The organism is Belliella baltica DSM 15883, assembly GCF_000265405.1.
In the GTDB taxonomy this organism is placed as follows: Bacteria; Bacteroidota; Bacteroidia; order Cytophagales; family Cyclobacteriaceae; genus Belliella; species Belliella baltica.
The window spans coordinates 2,454,446-2,470,674 of the sequence record NC_018010.1; the positions used below are offsets into that span (position 1 = coordinate 2,454,446).

The window sequence follows — 16,229 nt, forward strand, 5'->3', positions numbered from 1 at the left end:
CTTTCGATATTACAATGAAATCACAAAGCTCTTTTTGTGACCCTCGTGTATCCTTCATTGTTCTTAGTGGTTCAATCAAAAATCTACCTTCTTAAATCTAAAATCTAAGATCTACCCTCTACAATTTGAATTCCTCCTCTTGGCTCTTGCTTATTTCCCCTTACTTCTAAAAGAAAAGCCTCCCCGAAGTAAATCAGAGAGGCTTTTTTTAAATATTAATTAAAGCGAATGATTAGTCAGCTAAGTATTTTTCAACTGGCACATAATCTAAATTGAAAGCTTCTGCAACTGCCTTGTACACCACGTCACCATTGATGATATTCAGTCCTGGAACTAGCTCTTTATTTTCTTTAGCTGCTACTTTCCAACCTTTATCAGCTAGTTGGATGGCATAAGGTAGTGTAGCATTTGTTAATGCAAGTGTGGACGTGTAAGGGACTGCTCCTGGCATGTTTGCCACACAATAATGAACCACTTCGTCAATCACGTAAGTTGGATTTTCGTGTGTAGTAGGCTTACAAGTTTCGATACATCCACCTTGATCTACCGCCACATCCACCAAGACAGCACCTTTTTTCATATCTGTCAACATATCTCTGGTGATCAAGTGAGGTGCTTTTGCTCCTGGGATCAAAACTGCTCCCACGATCAAATCAGCATCTTTGATCATCTCCCTGATATTGTATTCGTTAGACATCATGGTCTTAACATTGGCAGGCATCACATCTGACAAATATCTCATTCTCTGAAGAGATACATCCATGATCGTTACATCCGCACCAAGTCCAGCAGCCATCCATGCAGCTTGTGTTCCTACAATTCCACCACCTAAAATGATTACTTTAGCAGGAAGAACACCCGGTACACCACCCAGCAAAATTCCCCTACCACCTAGTGGTTTTTCAAGGTAATTTGCTCCTTTTTGGATTGCCATACGGCCAGCAACTTCTGACATAGGAACCAAAAGTGGTAAACTTCTATCAGGTCTCTCTACAGTTTCATAAGCCAAACAAACCGACTTGTTTTCGATCATTGCCTTGGTCAAAGGTTCGTATGACGCAAAATGGAAATAGGTGAACAACAACTGACCTTCTTTGATTAACTTATATTCAGGTTCGATAGGTTCTTTCACCTTCATGATCATCTCAGCGATAGCGTACACATCTTCGATAGTTGGAAGAATAGCAGCTCCAGCTTCTGTGTACATATCGTCAGTAAATCCACTTCCTTCACCAGCAGTATGCTGAACAAATACAGAATGGCCTCTCTTTACAAGCTCTTGAGCACCTGCCGGCGTCAATGCAACCCTGTTTTCGTTGTTTTTAATCTCCTTTGGAACACCTATTATCATGTCGTGTAAATTTGGGTTATAATTATGGCGGCAAATATAATAAGGGATAAGGATTCTCCTTCTAATTCATCACACTTATTTTGATTCGAATATGAAATCAAATGATAATTAGAATTTAATTTTTTATAAATGACTTTTTCTTAATAAAATTTCAAAAATTGTGCTTTTAAAACTTAAAATTCTGATCATTTTTATTCTTGATCTATGACTTTTAGAACCATTGGCAATTTTGCTCTTTCATATTTGTTATATTTTGAAATAATCATTAATACAGAATATTATTTTTATTTAAATCTGTAAAATAATTATTGTCGAAATAAATTATTGAAAAATGTAAAAATTATTCTGTCTTCGAGTTTGTAAAAATAACAAAATTCTTTATTTTTGAAATACTTGCAAAACAAGTGTGATAACCCAAAATAGCTTAAAGATTACATTAATATGACAGAAGTGGCGACATTATCTAAAAATCGAAACCCGAAGCCCCTAAATAAGGAGCAACTTTTGAAAGATTACCGAATAGCACAAGAAAGCAGGCAGGCTTCTCTGATGGGAAGAAAGGAAGTTTTTATGGGAAAGGCTAAATTCGGAATTTTTGGTGATGGTAAAGAATTGGCTCAATTGGCCATGGCTAGATATTTTGAAAATGGTGATTTTAGAGCTGGTTATTATAGAGATCAGACTTTTATGTTTGCCATAGATCAACTGACAGTCAAAGAATATTTCGCTCAGCTTTATGCTCATACTGATGTGGAAGCTGATCCCGCTTCTGCAGGCAGACTTATGAATGGTCATTTTGCGACAAGATCATTGAATAATGATGGAACTTGGAAAAATCTCACAGAAATGAAAAACTCTTCTGCGGATATTTCTCCAACAGCTGCTCAAATGCCAAAATTGCTCGGGCTTGCGTATGCATCTAAGTTGTTCAAAGAAAATAAAGGACTTCATGAACTAACCGAGTTTTCAAACAAAGGAAATGAAGTAGCATGGGGTACTATCGGAAATGCATCCACTTCAGAAGGGATGTTTTTTGAATCCATCAACGCAGCAGGTGTACTTCAAGTCCCTATGGTAATCTCAGTCTGGGATGATGGCTATGGAATCTCTGTTCCCAATGAATATCATACTACAAAAGGCAGCATTTCTGAAATCCTCAAAGGATTACAGCGCAATGATGACCAAAAGGGCTATGAAATCTTTGTAGTCAAAGGTTGGGATTATGAAGCTTTGGATAGAGCATTTGAAAATGCAGCTAGGATTGCAAGAGAAGAACATGTACCTGTATTGATTCACGTAGTAGAAGTAACACAACCTCAAGGTCATTCTACCTCAGGTTCGCATGAAAGATATAAATCGGCAGAAAGATTGGAATGGGAAAAAAATCATGACTGCATTCTAAAATTCAGAGAATTTCTTCTAGATAGAAAAATTGCTGATGAAGAGCAGCTCAACCAAATAGAATCAGAGGCTAAACAATTTGTCAAAGAGCAAAAAGATTTGGCATGGAAGTCTTTCGCAGATGGAATCAAAGATGAACTGAAAGAAGCGGTGGATTTGCTTTCAGCTCTTGCTTCAAAATCTTCAAATACTTCGGCGATCATGCAGTTAGCCGAGGATTTGAAAAAAACATTGAATCCAATCAGAAAAGATGTAATCAGTACAGTAAGGAGAGCACTTTGGCTCGTAAGAACTGATTCTGACGATGTGAAAGCTGATTTGAAAGCTTGGTATGCTAATCAACAAGATCTTAATAATGACAGATACAACAGTCATTTATACAGTGAGTCAATCTATAGTGTAGAAAAAATCGCTTCTATCGCGCCCAAATATACCGAAGAGTCTCCACTAGTAGATGGAAGAGAAATCTTACAAGCCTGTTTTGATGATATTCTTCAAAGAGATCCTCGATTTTTTGCTTTTGGTGAAGATGTAGGAAAGATTGGCGATGTTAATCAGGCTTTCGCTGGATTACAAGCCAAATATGGTGAGTTGAGAGTGACGGATACGGGAATCAGAGAATGTACCATCATAGGTCAGGGACTTGGTGCAGCGCTCAGAGGACTTCGCCCGATGGCTGAAATTCAATATTTAGATTATATTTATTATGCATTGATGACTTTGGCCGATGATGTTGCCTCCTTGCAATATCGTACCAAAGGAGGTCAAAAAGCTCCGTTAATTGTTCGTACAAGAGGGCATAGATTAGAAGGGGTTTGGCATGCAGGTTCACCGATTGGTATGCTGCTTCATTCTTTGAGAGGGATGTTGATTTGTGTTCCAAGAGACATGACCCAAGCCGCAGGAATGTACAATACCTTATTAGAAGCAGACGAACCAGCTTTAGTGATTGAATGTCTAAATGGCTATAGGCTAAAAGAAAAAATGCCAAGTAATATTGGCGAATTTAAAGTACCCCTAGGAGTTCCTGAAATTCTGAAAGAAGGAAATGATATGACTGTGGTAACTTATGGTTCTATGTGTAGGATTGTAATGGATGCTGCCCAAGAATTGAGCGATATGGGAATTGATATTGAAGTGATTGATGCTCAGACTTTATTGCCATTTGATACAACTGGCATCGTAGGAAAATCTATTCAGAAGACGAACAGGGTTTTGTTTGCAGATGAAGACGTTCCAGGAGGAGCTTCGGCTTACATGATGCAGCAAGTGATCGAAGATCAAAAAGCTTATTATCACTTGGATTCAGAGCCTGCTACTTTAGCAGCAAAAGCTCATAGACCAGCTTATTCTTCTGATGGGGATTACTTCTCTAAACCTTCCGTTGAAGATGTTGTAGAGAAAATTTATGCTATGATGAACGAATTCGATCCTGCTAAATTTCCTTCGATTGACTAATTAAATTATTTATAAAAACATTGATAACCAGCAGTTTTACAACTGTTGGTTATTTTTTTTAAATACTAGATTTTTTCATCAACAAAACCTCAACCATAGAACATTACAACCTTCCAACCTTTTCCATTTCCTACTTTTCATGCAATTGTGTACCTTTGAATCTTCTTAAAAAAGACATCCAAAACTCAGGACATGATTCTCTTTTTCCAATCCCCTCAAGCAGTTATTTACGCTGTTCAATCCAAACACCCAATTCATAAATCTGATATCGAAAAACTACTTTGGCTTTTTGGAGAAGCTAAAGAGATTCAGTCAGATAAGGTCTCAGGTCGGTATGCAGGACCTCGAAAGGAAATGATCACTCCTTGGTCAACAAATGCTGTAGAAATCACCATCAATATGGGTATTTTGGGTATTCAAAGAATAGAAGAGTATATACCAATTTCGGAAGAAGATAGTATTGATCCCATGTTACAAGCCGCTTATGACGGATTGGATCAAGATATTTTTGATATTCATGTGGAGCCAGAAAAGGTAGTTGAAGTAAAAGATATTAAAGCTTACAATGCTACTGAAGGTTTGGCGCTTAGCCAAGAAGAAGTGGAATATTTAGAAAATGTATCGAAAAAGCTTGAAAGACCGCTTACAGACTCTGAAGTTTTTGGGTTTAGTCAAGTAAACTCTGAACATTGTCGACACAAGATATTCAATGGATCGTTTGTCATCGATGGAGAAGAAAAAGAAAAAACACTCTTTCAACTCATTAAAGAAACTTCCAAGAGACATCCTAATCGAATTGTCTCTGCTTATAAAGACAATGTTGCTTTTGTTCAAGGGCCAAGAGCACAGCAATTTGCTCCAAAAACACAAGATAAACCCGATTTTTTTGAACCTGAGACAATTGATACAGTCATTTCTCTCAAAGCAGAAACACATAATTTCCCAACGACCGTTGAGCCTTTCAATGGAGCCGCTACAGGTGCAGGAGGTGAAATTAGAGATAGGATGGCTGGGGGCACAGCATCTATTCCACTAGCTGGAACAGCCGTTTATATGACCTCTTATCCACGTTCAGAAAAGGGTAGAAGCTGGGAAAAAAATCTTTCAGAACGTCCTTGGCTCTATCAAACTCCCATGGATATCTTGATCAAAGCATCCAATGGAGCGAGTGATTTTGGAAATAAATTCGGTCAGCCTTTGATTTCTGGTTCAGTTTTGACTTTTGAACATGAAGAAGATGGCAAGGCACATGGTTTCGATAAAGTGATTATGTTGGCTGGTGGTGTTGGTTTCACAAGAAGTCAATACAGCAAGAAAAATGATCCTGCCAAAGGTGATAAAATCATCATCATGGGTGGAGATAATTACCGAATTGGAATGGGAGGGAGTGCAGTTTCTTCTGTAGCTACCGGAGAATTTTCCAATGCGATAGAATTGAATGCCATTCAGCGATCCAATCCTGAAATGCAAAAGCGTGTCATGAATGTAATTCGTGCTATGGCCGAATCTGACAATAATCCCATCGTTTCGATCCATGACCATGGTGCTGGCGGGCACTTAAACTGTCTTTCTGAATTAGTAGAAACTACAGGAGGCACAATCCACATTGATAAACTTCCAGTAGGTGATCCAACTCTTTCTTCTAAAGAAATTATTGGAAATGAATCTCAGGAAAGAATGGGGCTTGTCGTTGGTAAAAAAGACCTTCAATTACTTCAGAAAATTTCAGAAAGAGAACGAGCTCCTTTTTATGTTGTAGGTGAGACAACTGGAGATATGCACTTCAAATTTGAAAATCAAAATACGGGTGAAAAGCCAGTTGATTGGAATTTGTCTTACATGTTCGGTAGTTCTCCAAAGACAATTCTAGAAGACAAGAGTGGAAATTCAAATTTTGCAGATTCCGAATTTGATGTTCAGCATCTGAAACAATATATCTCTGAAGTGCTTCAATTAGAGGCAGTGGCTTGTAAAGATTGGTTGACGAACAAAGTCGATCGCTCTGTAACGGGAAGAGTTGCCAAGCAACAGACGGTAGGAGAGATTCAAGTTCCATTGAATAATGTGGCAGTGATGGCAATTGATTTCACAGGTCAAAAAGGTATCGCCACATCAATCGGACATGCACCTGTAGCCGCTTTGGCAAATCCTGAAGCTGGTTCAAGATTAGCCATTGCAGAAGCAATGACCAATTTGGTTTGGGCTCCAATTCAAGATGGTTTGGCAGGGATTTCTCTAAGTGCCAACTGGATGTGGCCCGCAAAAAATGTGGGTGAGAATGACAGGCTTTATCGAGCGGTAGAGGCAGTCAGTGAGTTTGCGATTGATTTGGGAGTGAATATTCCAACAGGAAAAGACTCTCTTTCCATGACTCAAAAGTACCCTGATGGAAAAATTGTTTATTCACCTGGAACAGTCATAATTTCTTCAATTGGTGAATGTTCTGATATTAATAAAACTGTCTCTCCTGATCTGAAACCAGTGGAAGGAAGTAAACTGTTTTACATAGATTTTTCAAAGGATTTACCAAAGCTTGGGGGCTCAAGCTTCTATCAGATTTTGAATAAAATAGGTTCAGAAACTCCTGATGTAAAAGATAGCCACTATTTTGGAATGGCTTTTATGACCTTACAAAAACTGATCGAAAAAGGAGAAATTTTAGCAGGACATGATATTTCTTCAGGAGGATTGATCACCGCTTTGTTAGAAATGACTTTCCCATCAACAAAAGTTGGGCTTACTGTAAAAACAGATCGACTAGCTGGAAACGATATTATAAAATCACTTTTTGCTGAAAACCCTGGAGTGTTGATTCAAGTGGTCAATCCAGAGCGTACACGAGCAGTATTGGCCAATCAAGGAATAGATTATATTCCACTCGCAACAGTCAACCTAACTGGAAAAGTTGAATTGACAGGTCTGAATATGGAATTAGACGTTGCAGAAATGCGCGATACTTGGTTCAAGTCTTCTTATTTGCTTGACAAAAAGCAATCTGGTGAAAAATTAGCTGCAGCGAGATTTGAGCATTATAAATCACAAGCACTTTCTTATACATTTGGTCAGAATTGGGAAGGAACATTTGATTCATTCAGCCTCAATCCATATCGCAAAGAAAAATCAGGAAAAACAGCTGCAATCATTCGTGAAAAAGGTGTGAATGGTGATCGTGAGATGGCCTATTCGCTATGGTTAGCAGGTTTTGACGTCAAAGATGTGCACATGACAGACTTGATTGCTGGAAGAGAAACATTGGAAGATGTGCAAATGATCGTATTTGTAGGTGGATTCTCAAATTCCGATGTACTTGGTTCAGCAAAAGGCTGGGCAGGCGCATTCCTTTATAATGAAAAGGCAAAACAAGCTTTAGACAATTTCTATGCAAGAAAAGACACCTTGAGTTTAGGAGTTTGTAATGGCTGTCAATTGATGGTGGAGCTTGGACTAGTTACACCTGAGCATGATGTCAAGCCAAAAATGCTACACAATGCATCTCACAAGTTTGAATCTGCTTTCGTAAATGTCAATATTCCAGAAAATAATACAGTGATGTTCAAAAGTCTTGCCGGTAAGCGTCTTGGCGTATGGATAGCACATGGAGAAGGTAAATTCTCCTTACCAAAATCACTCTCCGACTATCACGTTGGGATGACTTATGCTTACGAAGCATATCCAGGAAATCCAAATGGATCAGACCATGCTGTGGCGGGTATTGCATCTGCTGACGGAAGACATTTAGCCATCATGCCACACATTGAGCGTTCGTTGAAGCCATGGAACTGGCCACACTACGCCACAGAGAGATTAGACGACGAAATCACTCCTTGGGTAGAGGCATTTGTCAATGCGTTTAATTGGGTGAATGAAGTGAAGTGATTAGTTGATTGAGTAATCAGTAAATTAGTTATTGGTTAATTTAGTAAATAGTTATTGGGGATTAGTGGATTGAGTTATTGGTGATCAGTTGATTAGTGGCCTGAGTGATCAGTTTTTAAATATTATAAAGCCTACCTTAAGGTCTGTGTTATCACAGGCCTTTTTTACTTCCAAGGTTTGTGTCCTTAGAGGCCTTTCTTCCTTTTTGAAATTTCGCATTGCAATTAGTGGTCTGCTTGGACACAGTCCACGGGGAGAAATCTTGGCTAAATCTGGTTTAAATTCAACTCCTTTGGAGTTCGGGAATATATATTTTCTTTCATTTTAACCCCGAGTAGCGACTCGGTGTTAATCGAGATTTGTTCCCATTCGGGAACGGTTGTGAGGAACCTCAACTTTACAACTTTTAAACCTTTCAACCTTCAAACCCTAAACAACCAAATAACTAATCAACATCCTCCGTCTCCCTTTCTCGATAAATATTCCCCAACCATTGTCTATATCAAATGATTCTCCTTAATTTTAAGTCATGCAATGGACTACTAGTTTTGATATCCCTGAGTTTCAACCAAAGATCAATCACCAATCTTCACTTTATGCCATTGGTTCATGTTTTTCTACGATGATAGGGGAGAAACTGCATGATAGAAAATTCAATGTGCTGAACAATCCTTTTGGAACACTTTTTAACCCCATTTCCATCACACAAGTGCTGGAAGATGCGTTGCTTGAAATGCCTGTCAATACCGATATGGTTTTGATTCGGGATGCGGTTTACCTTCATTTTGGGATGCATTCTGATGTGTCGGGATATAGTAAAGATTCTCTAGAGCGGCTGATTCACAAAAAGCAGCAACAAACCAAAAAGCAATTAGAAAATGCCACGCACTTGTTGATTACATTTGGGACGGCATGGGTGTATGAATATGGTTCCTCTGGACAGATCGTAGCCAATTGCCACAAACAACCGGGTGACTTGTTTGAAAAGAGATTACTCAACTTGGAGGAAATTCATAAAACGTATATCGGCTTTATCAATATGTATCGGGAATTCAATCCCAATGCCAATATTATTTTGACAGTCAGTCCTGTTCGCCATACCAAAGATGGGATTCCCGAAAATCAACTCAGTAAAAGCCTATTAAGATTGGCTTGTCATGATATAGCCGAGTCATTTGACCATGTGCATTATTTCCCGAGTTACGAGATCATGATGGACGAACTCCGTGATTATCGCTTTTATAAATCGGATATGATTCACCCCACAGAACAAGCAGAGGATTACATTTGGGAGCATTTTAAGAATTCGTGGATTGATCCAAAGTCATTTACTACTATCCAAGAAGTAGAAAGCATCAGAAGAGAACTAGCCCACCGACCTTTCAATCCCGACAGTCCGGCGCACATGAAGTTCTTGGAAAATCTTCAGAAGAAACTCGAACGCCTCAGCCGAAGCTTCGACTTTTCCAAAGAAATGGATCAGTTGAGAAAGCAGGTGGATTATAGGAAGTGATGGGAGAGAAAGGGTTTTATTTAGTTATAGTAATTTATAAATTAGTGATTCTATAAATTGCATTTTTTAGTAACATATTTAGCATCTTTCTTCTAACCAACGAAATTTTAATTAATATTTTTATATATCTTGACAACTGAAAATTATCTGAATCAATCAAAGATTCGGTAAGTACATCAATTTGTATTAAAAATTTAAGATTTTTTTATGACCTCTATACCCAACCAAAACCCAGAGCAAATTGCTAGAGATTTGATTGATAAGCAACTGATGCTTGCGGGGTGGTTGGTGCAATCTAAAAATGAAGTAAATCTATCCGCCGGGAGAGGTATCGCCGTCAGGGAATATCAAACCTCTTCAGGTCCTGCTGATTATGTGCTTTTTGTAGATCGGAAGCCTGTTGGAATTATTGAAGCAAAAAGAGAAGAAGAAGGTGAAAGGCTTACGGTAGCAGAGGATCAATCTCGTGATTATGCTACCAGTAAACTCAAGTATCTAAATCATGGAGATCTTCCCTTTGTGTATGAAAGCACAGGAACGCTAACCAAATTTACCGATTATAGAGATCCAAAACCGCGTTCAAGGCCAGTATTTCATTTTCATAAACCCGAAACATTCGCTGAATGGTTGGATCAAGCAAAGACTTTGAGAGCCAGGTTGAGAGATTTTACAACCTTAGATGAATATGGCCTTCGCCCTGCGCAAATCAGAGCGATTAGAAATCTAGAAACTTCTTTCAAAGATAATCGTCCAAAAGCGCTGATTCAGATGGCTACTGGTGCTGGAAAGACTTTTACAGCTTGTACATTTATTTACAGATTATTGAAGTTTGCGAATGCAAAACGAATCCTTTTTTTAGTAGATACAAAGAACCTTGGCGAACAAGCTGAACAGGAATTCCTAAAGTATCAGCCAAATGACGATAACAGAAAATTCACAGAATTGTATAATGTACAGCGATTGAGTTCGAGTTATATCGCTTCTGATGCTCAGGTTTGCATATCGACGATTCAACGGTTGTATGCCATCCTTCAAGGAAAAGAACTGGAAGATACTGCAGAAGAGGAAAACCCTAATGAATCAAGTTGGACATATTCCAAACTGCTTTCTGGAAAAGATCCATTACCAGTAGCCTACAATGCCAAGAATCCTATTGAGCAGTTTGATTTTATCATTATAGATGAATGTCATCGTTCGATTTACAATTTATGGAAACAGGTGCTGGACTATTATGATGCTTTTTTGGTTGGGCTTACTGCTACACCGGACAAGCGAACTTTTGGGTTTTTCAATCAGAATGTAGTCAGTGAATATACTTATGAAGAATCCGTCCTAGATGGCGTGAATGTTCCTTATGATGTTTTTACAATAGAAACTGAAATCACTAAATCAGGCTCCATTATCAAAGCCAAAGAATTTGTTGATAGACGTGAAAAACTGACAAGGAAAAAAAGGTGGGAACAGCTGGAAGAGGATTTAGAATACAAACCAAGTCAACTCGACAGAAACATTGTCAATCCTAGTCAAATTCGAACGGTTATAAAAGCTTTTAGGGAAGCTTTACCTTCTATTTTCCCAGATCGATTTGATGAAGAGGGTGAGTTTGAAGTTCCAAAAACATTGATTTTTGCCAAAACAGATAGCCATGCAGACGACATTATCCAAATCGTCCGTGAGGAATTCAACGAAGGAAATGATTTTTGTAAAAAAATCACCTACAAGATTGAAGAAGATCCCAAATCTGTCCTCAACCGCTTTCGTAATTCTTGGGCTCCGAGAATAGCCGTGACAGTGGATATGATTGCTACTGGAACGGATGTCAAACCTTTGGAGGTTTTACTTTTTATGCGCGATGTCAAAAGCACCAATTACTTTGAACAGATGAAAGGTCGGGGCACGCGCACAATCAAATTTGATGATTTACAAAAAGTAACTAGAACCGCCAAACACACCAAAACCCATTTTGTGATTGTAGATGCTATAGGAGCAATCAAATCAAAAAAGACGGATAGTCGTCCCTTGGAGCGAAAGCCTTCTATTCCTCTCAAAGATTTACTCGGAGCCGTAAAGATGGGTGCACAAGATGAAGACCTATTTCTGTCACTTGCCAACAGACTACTAAGGCTAGAAAAAGAGCTCACAGAACCTGAAAAAGAGAAATTCTCAGATCTTGCCGAAGGGAAAAGCCTTCAAACCGTAATCAAAGATCTTCTCAATGCCTATAACCCAGATGTGATCGAGGACATAGAAGCTGAAGTTTCCAAAGAAATGATTGGACAAGCTCCAGATGATATTTCTAAAACTATTCAGGGAAAAGTGGAAGATTTAAGAACAGAGGCTGCTAAAATTTTTACTGGCCCGCTGACAGAGTATGTCGAGAAAGTCAGAAAAGCACATGACCAAGTTATTGACCATGTCAACATTGATCGGGTGATAAAATCTGAATGGGATACTTTCAGCAAAGACAAAGCCAATGAAGTAGTCAAAGAATTTGCTGAATACATCGAAACACACAAAGATGAAATTCTCGCATTGAGTATATTCTACGATCAGCCCTACAAAAGAAGGGAACTTAACCTAAAAATGATCAAAGAATTACTTGAACAATTGAAATTGGATCGACCCTTACTCGCACCTTCTTATGTGTGGGAGGCTTATCAGCAATTGGATCAGGTGAAAGAGAATTCACCAAAAAATGAACTGATAGCCTTGGTTTCATTGGTAAGGAAGGTGGCTGGTATTGATGCCCAACTGACTCCTTATGACAAAACAGTAAACCTGAATTTCCAAAAATGGATTTTCAAACAAAATGCGGGGCAACATAACAGATTCTCTGAAGAACAGGTGGAGTGGCTGCGGATGATCAAAGACCACATTGCAAGCAGTTTTCAAATTGATATCGAAGATTTGGATTATACACCTTTTGATGGAAAAGGGGGGAGGGGAATGATGTGGAATCTTTTTGAGACACAAATGGTCGATGTAATCGAAGAATTAAACAAGGAACTTACTGCATAGGCATTGGTATTGGCTATCTTTGCACTCTTATGATGTATAACAGAAGAAAAATATTATTGGCGATTTTAGAAGCATTTGGTGGTGAATTGGAAAAATTACAGCTACAGAAGCTTTTGATGATATTTTCTTCCTATCAAGAAGAAAGAAATTACCATTTTGTTCCTTACAAATTTGGCTGTTTTTCATTTCAAGCGAATGCTGATCTTTCTACAATGAGGAAGTATGAACAAGTTTTAGAAAGTGAAAAAACTTGGAAAAAAATAGACTCTATCGATTATGGGCAAAAGTTAAAACCAAAAGACAGATTAGCAAATACAAAGCTAAAAACGCTTTTCCAAGGAAAGAAATCTGAAGACCTTATAAGATATACTTACACCAAATTCCCCTATTATGCGATCAATAGCACAGTTTCAGGACGCTATTTGAATGATCTTGAAAAGGCGATAGTAGAAGCCGAAAAGCCAAAATCCAATAAGAAGGCATTGTTTACAATAGGATATGAAGGATTGAGTTTGGAACAATACATCAACAAATTACTAGCAGAAGATGTCAAGGTACTATGTGATGTGAGGAAAAATTCTTTCAGTATGAAATATGGCTTCAATAAATCACAATTGACGATGGCTTGCCAAGGTGTGGGAATTCGGTTTATCCATATTCCAGAGGTGGGGATAGTCTCTGACAAAAGGCAGGAATTGAATAATCAAAGTGATTATGACGCACTCTTTGAAGATTACAAAGAGACAGTCCTACCACAAACACGCACCCAACAGCAAGAGATTCTCGACTTGATCAAAAATTTTGATAGAGTTGCCATCACTTGTTTTGAAGCGGATATCTGTCAGTGCCATAGAAAGCATTTGGCTGAGGCAATTTGTGAACTTCCTGATTTTGAGTATGAACTTTTACATATATAAATTATGCCAAGAGAAAAAGTACTTTTAACCGTCACAACATATCCATTGCCATCTAGGATCTATATTTCTTTTTGGGCACCACCAAAGAATGGCATATGCGAAGGGCTAATAATCCTTTTGTAATTATTGGGGTTTTTTATCCTGGTTTGCCTCCAAAACCAAGTACGACACCTTTGTTTGGTTAATATTCTTAATTTCAATTTCAGGAGAATGAATCTAAAGGAAGCTAAATTAATTATTTCGGAATTAGAATTATTAAGAATACCTTTTGAATCAACATTCGACAAACTCCGTTTAACTAATACATTTGAATTTCAATTGAAATTCGTAATTTGAAGAACTTTTTAAATCTAATGACATGATCGCTTTCGAAAATAAACCAGAAATAGGAAAAGGTATTTATACCTTACCTGATATATCCCATATCTTAAAGATACCTTACCGAAAGGTCAGAAGGTGGGTTCGTACCTATTGGGATGGGAAGCTAGGTAAGAAATATCAACAGCAATACTCCTGGGAAAGAGATGGTTCAGTCGCTGTGAATTTCCATACAGTTGTTGAACTCTATGTCATGATTCAATTTGCAGAAAAAGGCGTAAAGACCCATGAAGTTTTGACTGCGCACCAAGAATTAGCTGAAATTTTTCAAACACCATTTCCATTTGCCCAGAAGGAAGTACTAGACCAAGTTCAAACAGATGGAAAATCTGTCTATTGGAGAATTGACAATGTTTTAGTTTCAATGAATGGGACTAGGCAAATAAATCTTGAAATAATTAAGGTATTTTTCAAAAAGTTGGAATTTGATGGAGAAGTGGTTTCTAAACTTTGGCCAATGGGTAAAGAAAGTTCAATAGTGATTGATCCTCAGCGAAAATTTGGTCATCCAATTATTGAAGGTAAAAATATATACCCAGAAACAATTTACGGTCATTTTAAAGCTGGTGATCCTGTAGATTATATTGCATACATATATCAAATCTCAGAGAAACAAGCGCAAGATGCGATTACTTATTGTGAATCGGCCGCATGAAAATTTTTACGGATGAAAATATACCGCCACATCTAGCCATTGGGTTCAATATTCTTCAAGCTCCAGAAAGTAAGAAAACAGGGATTCCTATAGAAGTGATCCATTGGCCTGAGTATTCCACTTATAGTGAGAAAGATGAAGAGTGGATGCCTAAAGTGGCCGCATTAAAATCCTGCATGATCACCCAAGATTATCAAATCGCCAAGCGAAAACATGAAATTGAAATATTCAGGAAATGTGGCCTTGGGATTTTTTTTATCAAGGGGAAAAACAAAAAACTACAATTAACAATTTGGGAAATGGTTGAGGTTTTAGCTAAAGTCTGGCCTGAACTCACCAATATTGCTGTAAATGAAAAAAAGCCTTTTGGTTATGAAATCCTTTACAATGGCAAAATCAGAAAAGTCACCCTATGAAAAAAGATTGGATAGAAGTTGAATTAAAAACTGTAAGTGAAATAATTACTGGTGGAACACCAATAAAAGCAGATTTAACAAATTATAATTCTAATGATTTTCCCTTCTACAAGCCAACAGACTTAAATCAAGGAATAAATACAATTGATTCCCAAGACTTTATGTCTTTAAAAGCATATAAACTTGCAAGAAAGGCTCCAAAAAACTCAATTCTTGTAACCTGCATTGGCGCAACAATCGGAAAAACAGGATTAATTAAAAAAGATGGAGGTTTTAATCAGCAAATTAATGCTGTAATTCCTGATAGGTTCGTTCATTATAAATTCTTGTATTTTCAGATTGTTAGTCAGGAATTTCAAAATAAAATTAAAGATAATTCATCATCTACAACTCTTCCAATTCTTAATAAGTCAAAATTTTCAATTCTTAAAATTAAACTATCTCCACTCCCCGAACAACGCGCCATCGTCGCTCGGATTGAGGAGCTTTTCAGTGAGCTAGACCATTCCATTTCGAACTTGCAATCCGCCCTTTCCAAACTCGAAATTTATAGACAAGCGGTGCTTAAGAAGGCTTTTGAGGGAGGATTTACTTCTAATATAGATTTAGTTTTAAAACTTCCTAATAATTGGAGAAAAATTAGACTTGGAAAGATTCTAAAGGTTTCAAGTGGAAAAGGACTTACATCAAATCAAATGGATGGGGGAAAATTTTTTGTTTATGGAGGTAACGGGATAAATGGAAATCATTCGGAATTTTTATTTTCAGATCCAAAACTTATAATTGGCAGAGTTGGTGTGCGATGCGGTGTGACTCACATTACTCTACCATTCTCTTGGGTTACAGACAATGCTCTTGTTATTGAATTTAAGCAAGGGGAAATTCATGATCTCCATTTTATGAAATTAAAACTTGAATTTGAGAATTTAAATAAATTATCAAATTCAACTGCGCAGCCAGTTATTTCAGGTTCTAAAATTTATGACTATGAGTTAAATATACCTGAATATTCAGAGCAGCTGCAAATAGTCCAAGAAATCGAATCTCGCCTTTCAGTTGCAGATAAGATGACCGAAACAATCCAAACGAGTTTAAAGAAAGCAGAAGCCATGCGTCAGAGTATTTTGAAAAAGGCTTTTGAAGGAAAGTTGTTGACAGCATCCGAGCTGGAAGCTTGTAGAAAAGAAGCAGACTGGGAGCCTGCTGAGAGGTTGTTGGAGAGGATTAAAAGTGAAAAAATATAAGA

The 16,229-nt window shown here is 37.7% G+C and carries 9 protein-coding genes; 8 read left to right on the forward strand and 1 reads right to left on the reverse strand.

The features are described from left to right. Nucleotides 1-232: 232 nt before the first annotated feature. The gene (gene ald, locus BELBA_RS11285; protein WP_014772826.1) at nucleotides 233-1,351 is read right to left on the reverse strand and encodes an alanine dehydrogenase; all 1,119 of its coding nucleotides are present in this window, start codon (nucleotides 1,349-1,351) and stop codon (nucleotides 233-235) included. 441 nt (nucleotides 1,352-1,792) lie between these two features. Here ald and BELBA_RS11290 point away from each other — a divergent pair, with 441 nt between their 5' ends. From BELBA_RS11290 to BELBA_RS11325, 8 genes are all read left to right on the forward strand, one after another. Further along, on the forward strand, nucleotides 1,793-4,210 hold the full coding sequence (locus BELBA_RS11290) for an alpha-ketoacid dehydrogenase subunit alpha/beta (protein ID WP_014772827.1): 2,418 nt from the start codon (nucleotides 1,793-1,795) through the stop codon (nucleotides 4,208-4,210). Between the two features lie 192 nt (nucleotides 4,211-4,402). Next, complete coding sequence (gene purL, locus BELBA_RS11295; protein ID WP_014772828.1) at nucleotides 4,403-8,086, forward strand: phosphoribosylformylglycinamidine synthase; 3,684 nt, start codon at nucleotides 4,403-4,405, stop codon at nucleotides 8,084-8,086. A 529-nt stretch (nucleotides 8,087-8,615) separates the two neighbouring features. Further along, nucleotides 8,616-9,599, forward strand: a complete 984-nt coding sequence (locus tag BELBA_RS11300; protein WP_014772829.1) for a GSCFA domain-containing protein — start codon at nucleotides 8,616-8,618, stop codon at nucleotides 9,597-9,599. A gap of 207 nt (nucleotides 9,600-9,806) precedes the next feature. Further along, nucleotides 9,807-12,617, forward strand: a complete 2,811-nt coding sequence (locus BELBA_RS11305) for a type I restriction endonuclease subunit R (RefSeq protein ID WP_014772830.1) — start codon at nucleotides 9,807-9,809, stop codon at nucleotides 12,615-12,617. Nucleotides 12,618-12,646: 29 nt separating this feature from the next. Beyond that, nucleotides 12,647-13,534, forward strand: a complete 888-nt coding sequence (locus tag BELBA_RS11310) for a DUF488 domain-containing protein (protein ID WP_014772831.1) — start codon at nucleotides 12,647-12,649, stop codon at nucleotides 13,532-13,534. Between the two features lie 358 nt (nucleotides 13,535-13,892). Beyond that, nucleotides 13,893-14,567, forward strand: coding sequence for a DUF433 domain-containing protein (locus BELBA_RS11315; RefSeq protein WP_014772832.1), 675 nt, complete (start codon nucleotides 13,893-13,895; stop codon nucleotides 14,565-14,567). After that, nucleotides 14,564-14,983, forward strand: coding sequence for a PIN-like domain-containing protein (locus BELBA_RS11320; RefSeq protein ID WP_014772833.1), 420 nt, complete (start codon nucleotides 14,564-14,566; stop codon nucleotides 14,981-14,983). Before BELBA_RS11315 ends, BELBA_RS11320 begins: the two co-directional genes overlap by 4 nt. Further along, complete coding sequence (locus BELBA_RS11325) at nucleotides 14,980-16,227, forward strand: restriction endonuclease subunit S (protein WP_014772834.1); 1,248 nt, start codon at nucleotides 14,980-14,982, stop codon at nucleotides 16,225-16,227. The genes BELBA_RS11320 and BELBA_RS11325 overlap by 4 nt, the downstream gene beginning before the upstream one ends. Nucleotides 16,228-16,229: the final 2 nt, after the last annotated feature.

What these genes read in the sequence shown, in the direction of transcription:
- ald (WP_014772826.1), bottom strand. Translation starts at nt 1,351, where the DNA reads ATGATAATAGGTGTTCCAAAGGAGATTAAAAACAACGAAAACAGGGTT.
- BELBA_RS11290 (WP_014772827.1), top strand. Translation starts at nt 1,793, where the DNA reads ATGACAGAAGTGGCGACATTATCTAAAAATCGAAACCCGAAGCCCCTA.
- purL (WP_014772828.1), top strand. Translation starts at nt 4,403, where the DNA reads ATGATTCTCTTTTTCCAATCCCCTCAAGCAGTTATTTACGCTGTTCAA.
- BELBA_RS11300 (WP_014772829.1), top strand. Translation starts at nt 8,616, where the DNA reads ATGCAATGGACTACTAGTTTTGATATCCCTGAGTTTCAACCAAAGATC.
- BELBA_RS11305 (WP_014772830.1), top strand. Translation starts at nt 9,807, where the DNA reads ATGACCTCTATACCCAACCAAAACCCAGAGCAAATTGCTAGAGATTTG.
- BELBA_RS11310 (WP_014772831.1), top strand. Translation starts at nt 12,647, where the DNA reads ATGATGTATAACAGAAGAAAAATATTATTGGCGATTTTAGAAGCATTT.
- BELBA_RS11315 (WP_014772832.1), top strand. Translation starts at nt 13,893, where the DNA reads ATGATCGCTTTCGAAAATAAACCAGAAATAGGAAAAGGTATTTATACC.
- BELBA_RS11320 (WP_014772833.1), top strand. Translation starts at nt 14,564, where the DNA reads ATGAAAATTTTTACGGATGAAAATATACCGCCACATCTAGCCATTGGG.
- BELBA_RS11325 (WP_014772834.1), top strand. Translation starts at nt 14,980, where the DNA reads ATGAAAAAAGATTGGATAGAAGTTGAATTAAAAACTGTAAGTGAAATA.